We start from the raw sequence: 14,059 nt of genomic DNA on the forward strand, positions 1-14,059 counted from the left end.
CCCTACGGCGGGCCGCACCCAGACCAGTAAGGCGCAAGCCGCCGTCAAAGTCCATGCGGCAGGTCAGTTCAGGCCGGATCAGGAGAATTTGCGGAACAGCCGGGTCATGTCGAACAGCTCATCCAGGCGGTCGTACCGGTCCTTGGTCTTGTCCCAGCTTTCCTCCTGGGTGGCGGCGATCATCGCCTCCAGCAGCATCATGGTGGAGATGTTGGAGTCCCAGGCCGACGGGATTTCGACCCAGCAGTTGAAGGTGCGTTCGGCGACCGAGGCGATGGGGCTGGCCCATTGGTCGGTGATCAGGACAATCTTCACCCCCCGCTCCGAGGCAAGCTCCGCCAGCCGCTGCAGGTTGGTCTCATAGCGGCGCACGTCGAACATCAGGAGCGTGTCGCCTTCGACCATGTCCAGCACGTAATGCGGCCATGTGGCGGAGGAGGAGGTCATATGGGTGACCCGCTGCCGGATCGCCTGGAAGTGGGTGAAGGCATAATCCGCCAGCGCCCGGGTGATGCGGCCGCCGACGACGTAAAGCCGCCCCTCGGTATTGGCGAGCTGATGCACGGCGGCGTCGAACTGTGCCGAGTCGATGTTGGAAAACGTCTGCTGCAGGTTGTCAGTGACCGCCTGTGCAAATCTGTTCAGCAGATGGCCCTCGGGCGCCTCGGTCGCCCAGTTGTCGCGCCGCTTGGTGGGGCCGGAGACCTTGGCCTCAAGCTCCTTCAGCAACGCCTGATGGAACTGCGGATAGCCCTTGAAGCCCAGTTTCTGCACCATCCGGGCCACCGTCGGTGTGGAGACCTCGGCATTGCCGGCGACGATGGTGATCGAGGCCAGACCCGCCGCAGGATAGTTCTCCAGCAGAAGGTTCGCGAATTTGCGCTCGGACTGGGTAAGCGAGGAATAATTCTCGCGGATCAACTCGCGAACTGTGGCGGGCGGTTTGGACAACGGCGCTTCCCTGCGTTTGAACGGACACTTTCCTACCCGGATCCGGCCTGAAAAGAAAGTTTCAGGAATCCCTGTCCGAAACCGGTCATGAAAAGATATTGACACAAATATCTCTTCATGGAAACATTTTTCCAAATCGCAGGGAGACAGCAGATGCGAGGGAGCGATTCTCACGCTTTGGGAGAAACAGTCGAGGTGGTGAACCGTGAGGGCACCAGCCCGGTCCTGCTGCTGTGCGAACATGCCTCCAGCAACATTCCCGGCCGCTATAACGGGCTGGGGCTGCGCGATGAGGACCGGCTGAGCCATGCCGCCTGGGACCCAGGCGCGCGGGCGGTGGCCTTGCACATGGCCAAGGCGCTGGATGCAACGCTGGTGGCCAGCCGGGTGTCGCGGCTGGTTTACGACTGCAACCGCCCGCCCGAGGCGGCCAGCGCCATGCCGGAGAAATCCGAGCTGGTCGCGGTGCCGGGCAATTTCGGGCTGAGTGATGAAGAGCGCCAGGAACGCGTGGACAAGGTTTATGTGCCGTTTTGCCAAACGGTAACGGACGTGATCAAGGCGCGGAAAGAGGCCGGGCTGAAGACCTTTCTGGTCACCATGCACAGTTTCACTCCCGTCTATTTCGGCAAGCCGCGGGATGTCGAAATCGGCATCCTGCACGATGACGACAGCCGGCTGGCGGACGCGATGCTGGAACAGGCCTCTGCCCTGCCGCACCGCCGGGTGGAGCGCAATGAGCCCTATGGACCGGCAGACGGCGTCACCCATTCGTTGAAGCTCCACGGTCTGGCGCACGGGCTGGCCAATGTGATGATCGAAATCCGTAACGACCTGGTGGCGACGCCGGAACAAGAAGAGGCCATGGCAGAAGAAATGCTGACATTGCTGCGCCCGGCCCTGGCCGCGCTGACGGCTGAGGGAGGTCCCGATGCCTAGAATAATCCGGGCCTATGTCCGCGGCATCGACGCGATGAACCGCTTCATCGGCCGCTTTGCCATGTACCTGATCTTTGCCCTCATCGGGGTGCTGCTGTGGTCGTCGGTCTCCAAGACCTTCTTTAACCCGTCGCTCTGGACGCTGGAGACCGCGCAGTTTGTGATGGTCGCCTATTACGTTCTGGGCGGCCCCTATTCGATCCAGCTGGGGTCAAACGTCCGGATGGACCTGTTTTATGGCGCCTGGTCGACGAAAACCAAGGCAATGGTCGATGCCTTCACGGTCCTTTTCCTGATCACCTATCTGGTGATCCTGATGTATGGGGCGCTCAGCTCCACGGCCTACTCACTTGGCTATTTCGGGCTGGAGCCGCTGGAGTTCTTCTGGGACCTCCTGACAACGCTGGTGACCGAAGGTCCCGCCGCCGCCGGTGAGAAGATCGGCTATCTGGAGCGCAGCTCCACCGCCTGGCGGCCGTTCCTGTGGCCCGTCAAAACCATCCTCTGCTTCGGCGTCTTCCTGATGCTGCTGCAATGCCTTGCCGAACTGTTCCGGGATATCGGACGCCTGCGCGGAGTTGAAATCTGATGTCCTACGAATGGATTGCGATCGTCATGTTTGCCGGCATGATGCTGATGCTGATGACCGGCCAGCGGGTGTTTGGCGCCATCGGCTTTGTCGGCGCGGTTGCCGGCATGCTGCTGTGGGGCACCGGCGGCGTGGAGATCCCGTTCTCTGCCGCAATGAAGCTAATGAAGTGGTATCCGCTGCTGACGCTGCCGATGTTCATCTTCATGGGTTATGTGCTGTCGGAGTCGAAGATTGCCGACGACCTTTACCGGATGTTCCACGTGTGGATGGGGCCGGTGAAGGGCGGTTTGGCGATCGGCACCATCGGCCTGATGGTTCTGATTTCGGCGATGAACGGACTGTCGGTGGCGGGCATGGCAATCGGTGCGACCATTGCGCTGCCGGAACTGCTGCGCCGCGGCTATGACAAGATCCTGGTGACCGGCACCATTCAGGCGGGTTCCTCTCTGGGTATTCTGGTGCCGCCTTCCGTTGTGCTGGTTCTTTACGCGATGATCGCGCGCCAGCCGGTCGGGCAGCTTTGGCTTGCCGGCGTTATCCCCGGTCTGCTGATGGCCACCATGTTCATCATCTACATCTACGTCCGCGCCCGCATGCAGCCGCATCTTGGCCCTGCCATGCACGACGAGGATCTGGCGGAATACGAGCAGATCACCGACCACCCGCTGCGTCTGAACTACATCGTGCTGGGCGCGCTGGTTCTGGTGCCGCTTCTGATCCTGACCGGCGCGATGGAGACCAAGCTCGCGCTTGGCGTGGCGCTGGCCCTGGGGGCGCTGTCCTTCCTGACCCGCAAGAACGCGCTGTTCTACAAAGACGTGTTCATGAAGGAGAAGTACCGCCTGCTGTTCTCCGGCGTGCTGCCGCTGGCGATCTTCGCTGCAATGATGGTGCCTTTCGTGAACGGCTGGACCTCGCTGGTGGAAAGTTCCGCGATCGGCGCCATGACCGCCTTCCTCGCCGCGGTGCTGAAGGGGCGGATGAACAAGGAGGTATTCGAAACCTCGGTGCGCTCGACCCTCGGCATCTCCTGCATGTTCATGTGGATCATCCTGGCGGCGCTGGCCTTTGGTGCGATCTTTGACGGCCTGGGCGCGGTCAAGGCAATCGAGGATCTGTTCACCACCAAGCTGGGCCTCAGCCCGTGGATGATCCTGATCCTGATGCAGCTGAGCTTCATCGTGATGGGCACCTTCCTGGATGACACCGCGATGCTGGTGATCGTTGCGCCGCTCTATGTGCCGCTGGTGGGGGCGCTTGGTTTTGACCTGATCTGGTACGGCGTGCTGTACACAATCACCACCCAGATCGCCTATATGACGCCGCCGTTCGGCTACAACCTGTTCCTGATGCGCGCGATGGCGCCGCCGGAGATCGGGCTGAAGGACATCTATGTCTCGATCATCCCCTTTGCCGCGGTGATGGTGCTGGCGCTGGCCCTGATCATGATGTTCCCGCAAATCGCCCTGTGGCTGCCGGAGTATGTCTATGGAAAATAAGACCATGCTGCAGGCGCTGGGGCCGGACATCTGGATCGTGGACGGACCAGAAATCCAGTTCTACAAGATCCCCTTCCAGACCCGGATGACCGTCATCCGCCTGGAGAACGGCGACCTGTTCCTGCACTCGCCGATCCGGTACAGCAAGGAACTGGCCGCAGAACTGGAGGCGCTGGGGCGCATCCGCCATCTGGTTTCACCCAACTGGATTCACTACGCCTATATCGCGGAGTGGGCTGCAGCCTATCCGGAGGCCATCGCCTGGGCTTCGCCCAACGTGCGCGAGCGGGCCAAAAGCCAGGGCGTGGAGGTTCAGTTCGACCGCGACCTGGAGGACAGCGCGCCGCAGGACTGGGCGGCGGAGCTGGACCAGATGATTGTGCATGGAAGCAGGGCGCATACCGAAGTCGTCTTTTTCCACAAACGCTCCAAGGTGCTGGTGCTGACCGACCTGATCGAGAACATGCCCAGCAAGACGCTGCCGCTGTGGGTGCGGCCGCTGGCCTGGGCCGCCGGCATCCTGGCCCCGAACGGGAAGATGCCCATCGACATCTGGTTTTCCTTCGCAGGCAATCGGGACAAGCTGCGCAAAGCGCTTTCCCGGATGCTGGAATGGAAACCCGAAACCGTCGTGCTCGCGCACGGCGACATCCTTCGTGAGAATGCACCGCAACGGCTCCGCGAAGGCTTCAGGAACCTGGCGCCCTGCGGGCACAGGCATTGATTTAAGTTCAACAGAGGAGAGGAAGATATGACAACAAGACGCAAGTTTTTGCAAAGCGCCGGTGTCGGCGCGATGGCGGCGCCGCTGGCCACCCCGGCGCTGGCCCAGTCCACCATCAAGTGGCGGATGCAGACCTATGCAGGTGCTGCGCTGGCCGAACACGTGGTGAAACCCGCCATCGACATGTTCAACAAGATCGCCGGCGACCGGATGCAGATCGAGCTCTACTATGCCGACCAGCTGGTGCCTACCGGCGAGCTGTTCCGCGCCATGCAGCGCGGCACCATCGACGCAGTGCAGTCCGACGATGACTCGATGGCCTCGCCCACCGAAGTCACCGTGTTCGGCGGCTACTTCCCGTTTGCCTCGCGCTATTCGCTGGATGTGCCGGTGCTGTTCAACCAGTACGGCCTGAACGAGATCTGGGACGCGGAATACTCCAAAGTCGGCGTCAAGCACATCTCGGCCGGTGCCTGGGACCCCTGCCACTTTGCCACCAAGGACCCGATCAACTCGCTGGCTGACCTGAAGGGCAAGCGCGTCTTCACCTTCCCCACCGCGGGCCGTTTCCTGGCGCAGTTCGGCGTCGTGCCGGTCACCCTGCCCTGGGAAGACATCGAGGTCGCGGTGCAGACCGGCGAGCTGGACGGCATCGCATGGTCGGGCATCACCGAAGACTACACCGTCGGCTGGGCCGATGTGACCGACTACTTCCTGACCAACAACATCTCCGGCGCCTGGGCGGGCTCGTTCTTTGCCAACCAGGGCCGCTGGAACGAACTGCCGGAAGACCTGCAGACCCTGTTCCGCGTCTGCTGCGACCAGTCGCATTATTACCGCCAGTGGTGGTACTGGGGCGGCGAAGCGTCCCTGCGTGTGAACGGCGACAAGATGAAGCTGACCACCATTCCCGACAACGAATGGCAGCAGGTCGAAGACGCGGCGGTGAAGTTCTGGGATGAAATCGCAGCCGAGTCCGAGACCAAGGCGAAGGTTGTGGAGATCTTCAAGAAGTATAACGCTGACATGCAGAAAGCCGGCCGCCCCTACCGCTACGGCTGAGGCTTCGGTTGAAACAACAGGATTTGGCCTGCGCCGCAGCGGGCCAAATTCCTTACTCAAGGAATTTGCCAAAACTTTTGAGGAAAAGTTTTGCGCGCAACAGACAAAGGGCCGCTCATGCTCTCCTTCGACACTCTTAAGGACCAGGTTGCCGATGGCACCGTTGACACCGTTCTGGTCTGCCTTGTGGACATGCAGGGCCGCCTGATGGGCAAGCGCTTCCACGCCAAGCATTTCGTGAATGGCGCCTGGGAGGAAACCCATTGCTGCAACTACCTGCTGGCCACCGACCTGGCGATGGCGACGCCGGACGGCTATGCCTCGACCAGCTGGGAACGGGGCTATGGCGACTATGTGATGAAGCCCGACCTTTCGACCCTGCGCCCGGTGCCCTGGCTTGAGGGCACTGTGATGGTGCTCTGCGATGTGCTGGATCATCATACCCACGAGGAAGTCTCCCACTCCCCCCGCGCGATCCTGAAGAAGCAGGTGAACCGGCTCAAGGCGATGGGCTATGACGCCATGTGCGCCACTGAACTGGAATTTTTCCTGTTCGAGCAGAGCTTTGACGAGATCCGTAAATCGGGCTTCCGCGATCTGGCGCCGATTTCGGGGTACAACGAGGATTACAGCATCCTGCAAACCACCCGCGAGGAGCATGTGATGCGCCCGATCCGCAATCATCTGTGGGATGCGGGCCTGCCGATCGAGAACTCCAAGGGCGAGGCGGAGACCGGCCAGGAGGAGCTGAACATCAAATACGCCGCGGCGATGGACACGGCGGAGTACCACACCATCGCCAAGCACGCGGTGAAGGAAATCGCCGAGCAGCAGGGCCACGCGGTGACCTTCCTGCCGAAGTGGAGCCACGACAAGGTCGGCTCCTCCTCCCATGTGCATCAGTCGCTGTGGCAGGACGGCAAGCCCGCGTTCTATGACGAGAGCGACGAGCTGGGCATGTCGCCCCTGATGAAGAACTACATGGCCGGACTGCTGAAATACGCGCCCGACTACACCGCTTTCATGGCGCCCTATATCAACAGCTACAAACGCTTCATGAAGGGCACCTTCGCGCCCACGCGCATCATCTGGTCGGTGGACAACCGCACCGCGGGCTACCGGCTGTGCGGTGACGGGACAAAGGCAATCCGTGTGGAGTGCCGCATTCCAGGCTCAGACATGAACCCCTATTTGGCGATGGCAGGCATGCTGGCGGCAGGGATTGCCGGCATCGAGGAAGGCCTGGAGCTGCAGGCCCCCGCCAAGGGGGATGTGTACCAGGGCGACTCTGGCATGATCCCGGGCACGCTGCGCGATGCGGCGGCGGCGCTGAAAGGCTCGGAGATGCTGCGCAAGGCGATGGGCGATGACGTGGTGGACCACTACGCGCGCGCTGCGGAGGTGGAGATCGAGGATTTCGACCGAGTGGTCACCGATTACGAGATCGCCCGCGGGTTCGAGCGGGCGTGATCCGGAAGCGCCGGGGGCCTGCCCCCGGACGCCCGGAGTATTTTTTGGAAAGATGAAGAGGGCTTTGCCCTTTCCTGAATGGAGTGAATGGCGATGGGCCAGACCCTGAAGTGTATCTCGCCGGTCGACGGATCGGTCTTTGCGGAGCGCGAAGTGCTGTCGCGCGAGGACGCCTTTGCAGCCGCGGAACGCGCCCGGGCGGCGCAGCCTGCCTGGGCGGCACGGCCGTTGCAGGAGCGCATTGATCTGGTAATGGCGGGCGTGGCCGCTGTTGGCGCGATGAATGACGAGATTGTGCCGGAGCTGGCCCATATGATGGGCCGCCCGGTGCGCTATGGCGGTGAATTCGGCGGCTTTAACGAGCGCGCCAGCCACATGGCGAAGATCGCCGCGGAGTCGCTGGCGGATATCGAAGTGGGCGAGGACGCCACCTTCAAGCGTTACATCAAGCGCATTCCGCACGGTGTGGTCTTTGTCGTGGCGCCCTGGAACTACCCCTATATGACCGCGGTCAACACCGTCGCGCCTGCGCTGATTGCCGGCAACACCGTGGTGCTGAAGCATGCAACCCAGACTCTTCTGGTTGGCGAGCGCATGGCGCAAGCCTTCCATTCCGCGGGCGTGCCGGAGGACGTGTTCCAGAATGTCTTCCTGGATCACGATACCACCTCGGAACTGATCGCAAACCGCGCATTCGACTTCGTCAACTTCACCGGCTCGGTTGGCGGCGGCCAGGCGATGGAGCGCGCCGCAGCGGGCACCTTCACCGGCGTCGGCACCGAACTGGGCGGCAAGGATCCTGGTTATGTGATGGAAGACGCCGATCTGGACGCGGCGGTGGACACGCTGATCGACGGCGCCATGTTCAACTCCGGCCAGTGCTGCTGCGGGATCGAGCGGATTTACGTGCATGAGAGCCTCTATGACGCCTTCCTGGAGAAGGCCGTTGCCATCGTGAAGGGCTACAAGCTGGGCAATCCGCTGGATGCGGAGACCACCATCGGGCCGATGGCCAATGTGCGCTTTGCCAATGAAGTGCGCGGCCAGATTGCCGAGGCGGTTGAGGCCGGTGCAGTGGCCCATATCGGCACCTTTGCCGAGGATGACGGCGGTGCCTATCTGACGCCGCAGATTCTGACAAATGTCACCCACGATATGCGGGTGATGCGCGAGGAAAGCTTTGGCCCCGTCGTTGGCATCATGAAGGTGTCCTCCGACGAGGAGGCCATCGCTCTGATGAACGACAGCGACTTCGGCCTCACCGCCTCGCTCTGGACCGCCGACGTGGAACGGGCGCAAGCCGTGGGCGATCAAATCGAAACCGGCACCGTCTTCATGAACCGCGCCGACTACTTGGATCCGGGCCTGTGCTGGACCGGCTGCAAGGACACCGGGCGCGGCGGCGGCCTGTCGGTCATCGGTTATCACAATCTGACCCGTCCGAAGTCTTATCACCTGAAGAAGGTGACCGGCTAAGGGCGGCCCCGCCCGCCCCGGCGTCTCCTCCCCGGGGCGGGCCACTTACATCAAAGGAAAACGAAATGTCTCTCGTTGGAAACTGGTCCTACCCGACCGCAATCAAATTCGGCGCTGGCCGGATCAAGGAACTGGCCGATGCTTGTGCGGCAGCCGGCATCAAGAAACCGCTGCTGGTCACCGACAAGGGGCTGGCCGATCTGCCGGTCACGCAGGGCACGCTCGATATTATGGAAGCCGCCGGTCTGGGCCGCGGGATCTTCTCCGAGGTCGACCCGAACCCGAATGAGAAGAACCTGGACGCCGGTGTCGCCGCTTATAAGGCGGGCGGCCATGACGGGGTGATCGCCTTCGGTGGCGGCTCCGGCCTGGACCTGGGCAAGATGGTCGCCTTCATGGCGGGCCAGACCCGGCCTGTGTGGGACTTCGAGGACATCGGCGACTGGTGGACCCGCGCCGATGCCGACGCCATCGCGCCGATCATCGCCGTGCCGACCACCGCAGGCACCGGCTCAGAAGTGGGCCGCGCCTCGGTGATCACCGACTCTGTCACCCATCAAAAGAAAATCATCTTCCACCCCAAAGTGCTGCCCGCAGTGGTGATCTGCGATCCCGAGCTGACCGTCGGCATGCCCAAGTTCATCACCGCGGGCACCGGTTTGGACGCCTTTGCCCATTGCGTCGAGGCGTTCTCCTCGCCGCATTACCACCCGATGTCCCAGGGCATTGCGCTGGAAGGCATGCGTCTGGTCAAGGACTACCTGCCACGTGCCTATGCTGATGGCACCGATATCGAAGCCCGTGCGCAGATGATGTCGGCAGCCGCAATGGGCGCCACCGCCTTCCAGAAGGGCCTTGGCGCAATCCACGCCATGAGCCACCCGATCGGCGCCCATTTCAATACGCACCACGGCACCACCAACGCGGTCTGCATGCCCAGCGTTCTGGAGTTCAACGCCTCCGCGATTGCAGACCGGTTCAACATGGCAGCGGCGTATCTGGGCATCGAGGGCGGTTTCGACGGGTTCCGCAGCTTTGTACAGGAGCTGAACGACTCGCTGGGCATCCCGCGCGGGCTGTCGGACCTGGGTGTGACCGAGGGTGCGATCCCCGAGCTGGTCAAGGGCGCGATCATCGACCCGTCCTGCGGCGGCAACCCGATTGAGCTGACCGAGGACAACCTCGCCCAGCTGTTCAAGGCTGCAATGTAAGAAAACGCCTATTACCAGGCTTCAGCGCTCCCCGCCACGCGGGGAGCGCTTTGTCATTCCGGCACAATGTCAGCCGCTCACATAGACCTTGTCCTTGGGGTAATAGAAGATCTTCTGGTTGTGCAGCCGGCCCAAAAGCTCATGAACGCGGCGCAGTGTGTCTTCCTCACTGCTGCCCGCCGCGGGAAGCGCCTCTGACAACGTGTCCCGGGTGGTCTGCAGGGCAGTTTCGATCAGCTCCATATCCGCGACGGACAATTCGAACATGTCGTTGTACTGGGGCATCGGGGCTCCTTCTCCGGATGGCTTGTCTGAACGGGCTGACTACAGGCTGCCCCAAGGCGCGCCGCAAAGCCATCGAAAAGCGCCGCAAATGCAGCCGCCCTGCCCTTTCGGCGCGAACTGCCCCCGGATTCAGCGGCGCTCAGACTGTCAGAGCGTCTCACCCAGGCTGATCGCCGGGCACAGCCGGTCAAACACCAGCTCCCCCGTGCCGCCAGCCTCGCGCGATTGCAGGATGATGCCCGCCGCACGCTCGCCGATTTCCCGGCGGCAGGCGTCCGTCGTGGCCAGTTGCTGCGGCAGGCCCTGCAGGATCTGCAGGTTGTTGAAACCCGCCAGCGCAATATCCCCCGGCACCGTCAGCCCGGCGGCTAGGCAATGCATCAGACCGCCGACGCTCATCACGTCGCTGGAGAAATAGAGGCAGTCGAGCTCCGGGCTGCGCGCCAGCATCTGGGCGGTCATCTGGCGTCCGGTCTGGATCGAGCTTTCGCCGGAATAGTGCTCCAGGTCGGCAAGGGTCACACCTTCTGCCGCGAGCCCGTCGGTGAAGCCGTCGAAGCGTTTACGGGCGCGGAAGTCCTGCGGCATCTTAGTGCCGATGAAGCCTATCCGGCGGTAGCCGCGGGCCAGGATCTGCGCCGCCATGTCGCGCCCGGCCTGCAGGTGGGAAATACCGACGCAGTGGCGCACCGGGTCGCCGTCCACATCCATCACCTCGACCACCGGGCAATCGGCCTGCTGCAGCATCCGCCTGGTGGCTTCGGTATGCTCCAGCCCCGCCACGATCAGTCCCGACGGCCGCCAGCTCAGCATTTCGCGGATGACGCTTTCCTCTTCCGCCAGATCATAGCCGGAGACCCCCACCACCGGTTTCAGCGGGCTGTCCTTCAGTATCGCGGAAACGCCCGACAATACTTCAGGAAACACAAAGCTGTTGAGCGAAGGCACCACCACCGCCACCAGATTAACCGATTGCGAGGACAGCGAGCCGGCGATGCGGTTCGGCACATAGCCATGGATGCGTGCGATTTCCTCAATCTTCGCCTTGGTCTTAGCGGACACATCAGGCGCGCCGCGCAGCGCACGGGAGGCGGTCATCTCACTGACTCCGGCGAGCCGGGCCACGTCTTTCAGGAGCAGTTTCTTCGTCATGGCTCCATGCTCCTGCAGATCGCAGGCCGCTGCAAGGGCAGCTCACTGGTAACGGGGGTTGATTTTGGGATCCGTTATCGTTATCGGTACCGAAACCGTTACCGCTACCGGCGCTTGCCCGGTGCAACTAGCCGGAGATCAGAGATGACACTGAAGATTGCAATCAACGGATTCGGGCGCATTGGCCGCGGGGTGCTGCGGGCGCTGCTGGAAAGCGGTGCAGAAGATATCGAGGTGGTGGCCATCAACGACCTGTCGCCGCCGGAAACCCTGGTGCACCTGCTGAAATACGACAGTGTGCACGGGCGCCTGAAAACGCCGGTTTTCCTGGCCGATGACCTGATCCGCGTCGGCCGTCACAGCATCCGGCTGAGCGCCATCCGCAACCCCGAAGAGCTGCCCTGGCAGGACGTGGACATCGCCTATGAATGCACCGGCCTGTTCACTGCAAGGGACCAGGCGGCGCGGCTTCTGAAGAACGGATCCAAGCGGGTGCTGATCTCGGCGCCGGGCAAGGACGCCGACCGCACGGTGGTTTACGGCGTCAACCACATGGACCTGACTGCAGACGACGTCATCGTCTCCAATGCCTCCTGCACCACCAACTGCCTGGCGCCGCTGGCAAAGGTTCTGGATGAGGCCTTTGGCATCAAAACCGGCTACATGACCACGATCCACGCCTATACCGGCGACCAGCCGACCCATGACACCAGCCACAAGGATCTGTACCGGGCCCGCGCCGCTGCGCTGTCGATGATCCCCACCTCTACTGGCGCCGCGCGGGCGATCTCTGAGGTGCTTCCGCATCTGAAGGGCCGGCTGGAAGGGTCCGCCATCCGGGTGCCCACGGCCAATGTCTCTGTGGTGGACCTGAGCTTTGTGCCGGAACGCCCTGCCACCGTTGAGGCGGTCAATGCTGCGGTGAAGGCGGCTGCCGGAAACGGGCTGGAGGGCATCCTGTCATATGAAGAAGACCCGCTGGTCTCGGTCGACTTCAACCACGATCCGCATTCAAGCTGCTTTGCCGCCGCGCAGACCGCAGTCACCGCCGAAGGACTGGTGCGTGTGGTCAGCTGGTATGACAACGAATGGGGGTTCTCCAACCGCATGGTGGACACCGGCCGCCGCATCGGCGCGGTTATGAACTCCTCCGGGGTTGCATTGGCCAGCTGACGGGGTTCTCCCGCCCGTCGTCCGGCCCCCAAGGGGCCTCCTCCCGTTGGGCCCGGCGCCGCGCTAACGCGCGGCGCTGTTGCATTATGGTGCGGGCCTCTTTTGTCTCTTGTGAACGGTGCGAGACAAAAAAGCTGACTCCAGGATGCGTAAAAACAAACTCCTGGCAGAGCGCGGCTGGTATGACGCGTTGAATTGCGCCACAACGGGCGCAAGGCATGAACAGCTACAGGAGACCGGCGTGACCGTCACCCGTGAAACCGTCCTCGAGGCGCTCAGAACAATCACCGATCCCGTCAGCGGCAGCGATCTCGTCAGCGCGGGTGTCGCCCGCGCGGTCACCGTTGAAGGCAGCACCGTCCGCTTTGTGCTGGAGATCGATCCCGGCAAATCAGAGGCCTATGGCCCGGTACGGGACCAGGCCGATGCAGCTGTGGCGGCGCTGCCGGGGGTGGAGAAAGTCTCCGCCATGCTGACCGCCCATTCCGAGAAAGCACCGCCGGATCTGAAACCGAAGAAAGCCGCCCAGCCGCAGCAGCAAGCGCCGCAGAAGGTGCCGGGTGTGGCGCGGATACTGGCTGTTGCCTCGGGCAAGGGCGGCGTCGGCAAGTCCACCGTTTCGGCCAATCTCGCCTGTGCGCTGGCAATGCAGGGGCGCAAGGTGGGATTGCTTGATGCGGATGTTTACGGCCCCTCTCAGCCAAGGATGCTTGGGGTCAGCGGGCGGCCCGCCAGCCCCGACGGCAAAACTATCCTGCCCCTGCGCAACCACGGCGTAACCATGATGTCGATGGGGCTGATGACTGGCGAGGACCAGGCGGTGATCTGGCGCGGGCCGATGCTGATGGGGGCGCTGCAGCAGATGCTCTTGCAGGTGCAATGGGGCGAGCTGGACGTGCTGGTCGTCGATCTGCCGCCCGGGACTGGCGACGTGCAGATGACACTGGCGCAGAAAACCCATGTGGACGGTGCCATCGTTGTTTCCACCCCGCAGGACGTGGCGCTGATCGACGCCCGCAAGGGCATCGACATGTTCCGCAAGATGAACGTGCCGGTGCTTGGCATGATCGAGAACATGTCCACGCACATTTGCTCCCGCTGCGGGCATGAGGAGCATGTCTTTGGCCACGGCGGCGTGGCGCAGGAAGCGAAAAAGCTGGGCGTGCCGCTGCTGGCCGAAGTGCCGCTGCATCTGGACGTGCGACTGGCGGGAGACAACGGCACGCCAATCGTGGCCGCGCAGCCCGAGAGCGCCCAGGCCAAGGTCTTCCTCGAAATCGCCACCCAGCTGGTCGACGCAGGCGCCGCGTAACCCTGCCGACCCCCGATCCAGGGCCGCGAGGCGGCGGTGCGCGGCACCTTTCACCTTTGCGGCGGGATTGCAGGCCAAACAACCGCGAAGGCGTGTCAGTGGCATACTTGCACCTGACACGCTTCTCAGCAGTGATAGCCGGATACAAAGTGATCCGGGCGATCATTTGAGGTTCGAACGGGTGCAGCCCTTCAGCGCCGCAAAGCGGCGCCA

13 protein-coding genes are annotated in these 14,059 nt (G+C 62.7%); 10 read left to right on the forward strand and 3 right to left on the reverse strand.

Translation table 11 applies throughout. The annotated features are described in order from the left end of the window. Positions 1 to 78 precede the first annotated feature (78 nt). Entirely contained in the window at positions 79 to 951 is an 873-nt protein-coding gene (locus tag AC4HIX_RS08435; protein ID WP_490398652.1) for a MurR/RpiR family transcriptional regulator, read from the reverse strand. Positions 952 to 1,104: 153 nt separating this feature from the next. Here AC4HIX_RS08435 and AC4HIX_RS08440 point away from each other — a divergent pair, with 153 nt between their 5' ends. The 8 genes from AC4HIX_RS08440 (at position 1,105) to AC4HIX_RS08475 (ending at position 9,924) form a co-directional block, all read left to right on the forward strand. After that, positions 1,105 to 1,890: an N-formylglutamate amidohydrolase gene (locus AC4HIX_RS08440; protein ID WP_490398653.1), complete on the forward strand. Its 786-nt coding sequence runs from the start codon at positions 1,105 to 1,107 to the stop codon at positions 1,888 to 1,890. After that, positions 1,883 to 2,479 (forward strand): TRAP transporter small permease subunit, encoded by a 597-nt coding sequence (locus tag AC4HIX_RS08445; RefSeq protein ID WP_475050378.1) that lies wholly within the window; start codon positions 1,883 to 1,885, stop codon positions 2,477 to 2,479. Before AC4HIX_RS08440 ends, AC4HIX_RS08445 begins: the two co-directional genes overlap by 8 nt. Next, positions 2,479 to 3,981, forward strand: coding sequence for a TRAP transporter large permease (locus tag AC4HIX_RS08450; RefSeq protein ID WP_490398654.1), 1,503 nt, complete (start codon positions 2,479 to 2,481; stop codon positions 3,979 to 3,981). The genes AC4HIX_RS08445 and AC4HIX_RS08450 overlap by 1 nt, the downstream gene beginning before the upstream one ends. Next, complete coding sequence (locus AC4HIX_RS08455; RefSeq protein WP_490398655.1) at positions 3,971 to 4,705, forward strand: DUF4336 domain-containing protein; 735 nt, start codon at positions 3,971 to 3,973, stop codon at positions 4,703 to 4,705. The genes AC4HIX_RS08450 and AC4HIX_RS08455 overlap by 11 nt, the downstream gene beginning before the upstream one ends. A gap of 27 nt (positions 4,706 to 4,732) precedes the next feature. Then, on the forward strand, positions 4,733 to 5,767 hold the full coding sequence (locus AC4HIX_RS08460) for a TRAP transporter substrate-binding protein (RefSeq protein WP_039181977.1): 1,035 nt from the start codon (positions 4,733 to 4,735) through the stop codon (positions 5,765 to 5,767). Between the two features lie 117 nt (positions 5,768 to 5,884). Continuing rightward, positions 5,885 to 7,237, forward strand: a complete 1,353-nt coding sequence (locus AC4HIX_RS08465; protein ID WP_490398656.1) for a glutamine synthetase family protein — start codon at positions 5,885 to 5,887, stop codon at positions 7,235 to 7,237. Between the two features lie 93 nt (positions 7,238 to 7,330). Beyond that, complete coding sequence (locus AC4HIX_RS08470; RefSeq protein ID WP_490398657.1) at positions 7,331 to 8,713, forward strand: aldehyde dehydrogenase family protein; 1,383 nt, start codon at positions 7,331 to 7,333, stop codon at positions 8,711 to 8,713. 65 nt (positions 8,714 to 8,778) lie between these two features. Continuing rightward, entirely contained in the window at positions 8,779 to 9,924 is a 1,146-nt protein-coding gene (locus AC4HIX_RS08475) for an iron-containing alcohol dehydrogenase (RefSeq protein WP_490398658.1), read from the forward strand. 69 nt (positions 9,925 to 9,993) lie between these two features. Here AC4HIX_RS08475 and AC4HIX_RS08480 read toward each other — a convergent pair whose 3' ends face one another. Then, positions 9,994 to 10,209, reverse strand: a complete 216-nt coding sequence (locus AC4HIX_RS08480) for a hypothetical protein (protein ID WP_475050365.1) — start codon at positions 10,207 to 10,209, stop codon at positions 9,994 to 9,996. Between the two features lie 147 nt (positions 10,210 to 10,356). Then, complete coding sequence (locus AC4HIX_RS08485) at positions 10,357 to 11,361, reverse strand: LacI family DNA-binding transcriptional regulator (RefSeq protein ID WP_490398659.1); 1,005 nt, start codon at positions 11,359 to 11,361, stop codon at positions 10,357 to 10,359. A gap of 144 nt (positions 11,362 to 11,505) precedes the next feature. Here AC4HIX_RS08485 and gap point away from each other — a divergent pair, with 144 nt between their 5' ends. Then, complete coding sequence (gene gap, locus AC4HIX_RS08490) at positions 11,506 to 12,534, forward strand: type I glyceraldehyde-3-phosphate dehydrogenase (RefSeq protein ID WP_490398660.1); 1,029 nt, start codon at positions 11,506 to 11,508, stop codon at positions 12,532 to 12,534. A 145-nt stretch (positions 12,535 to 12,679) separates the two neighbouring features. Continuing rightward, on the forward strand, positions 12,680 to 13,846 hold the full coding sequence (gene apbC, locus AC4HIX_RS08495; RefSeq protein WP_490398661.1) for an iron-sulfur cluster carrier protein ApbC: 1,167 nt from the start codon (positions 12,680 to 12,682) through the stop codon (positions 13,844 to 13,846). Positions 13,847 to 14,059 lie beyond the last annotated feature (213 nt).

The sequence above is a fragment of the Leisingera sp. genome (assembly GCF_982940295.1).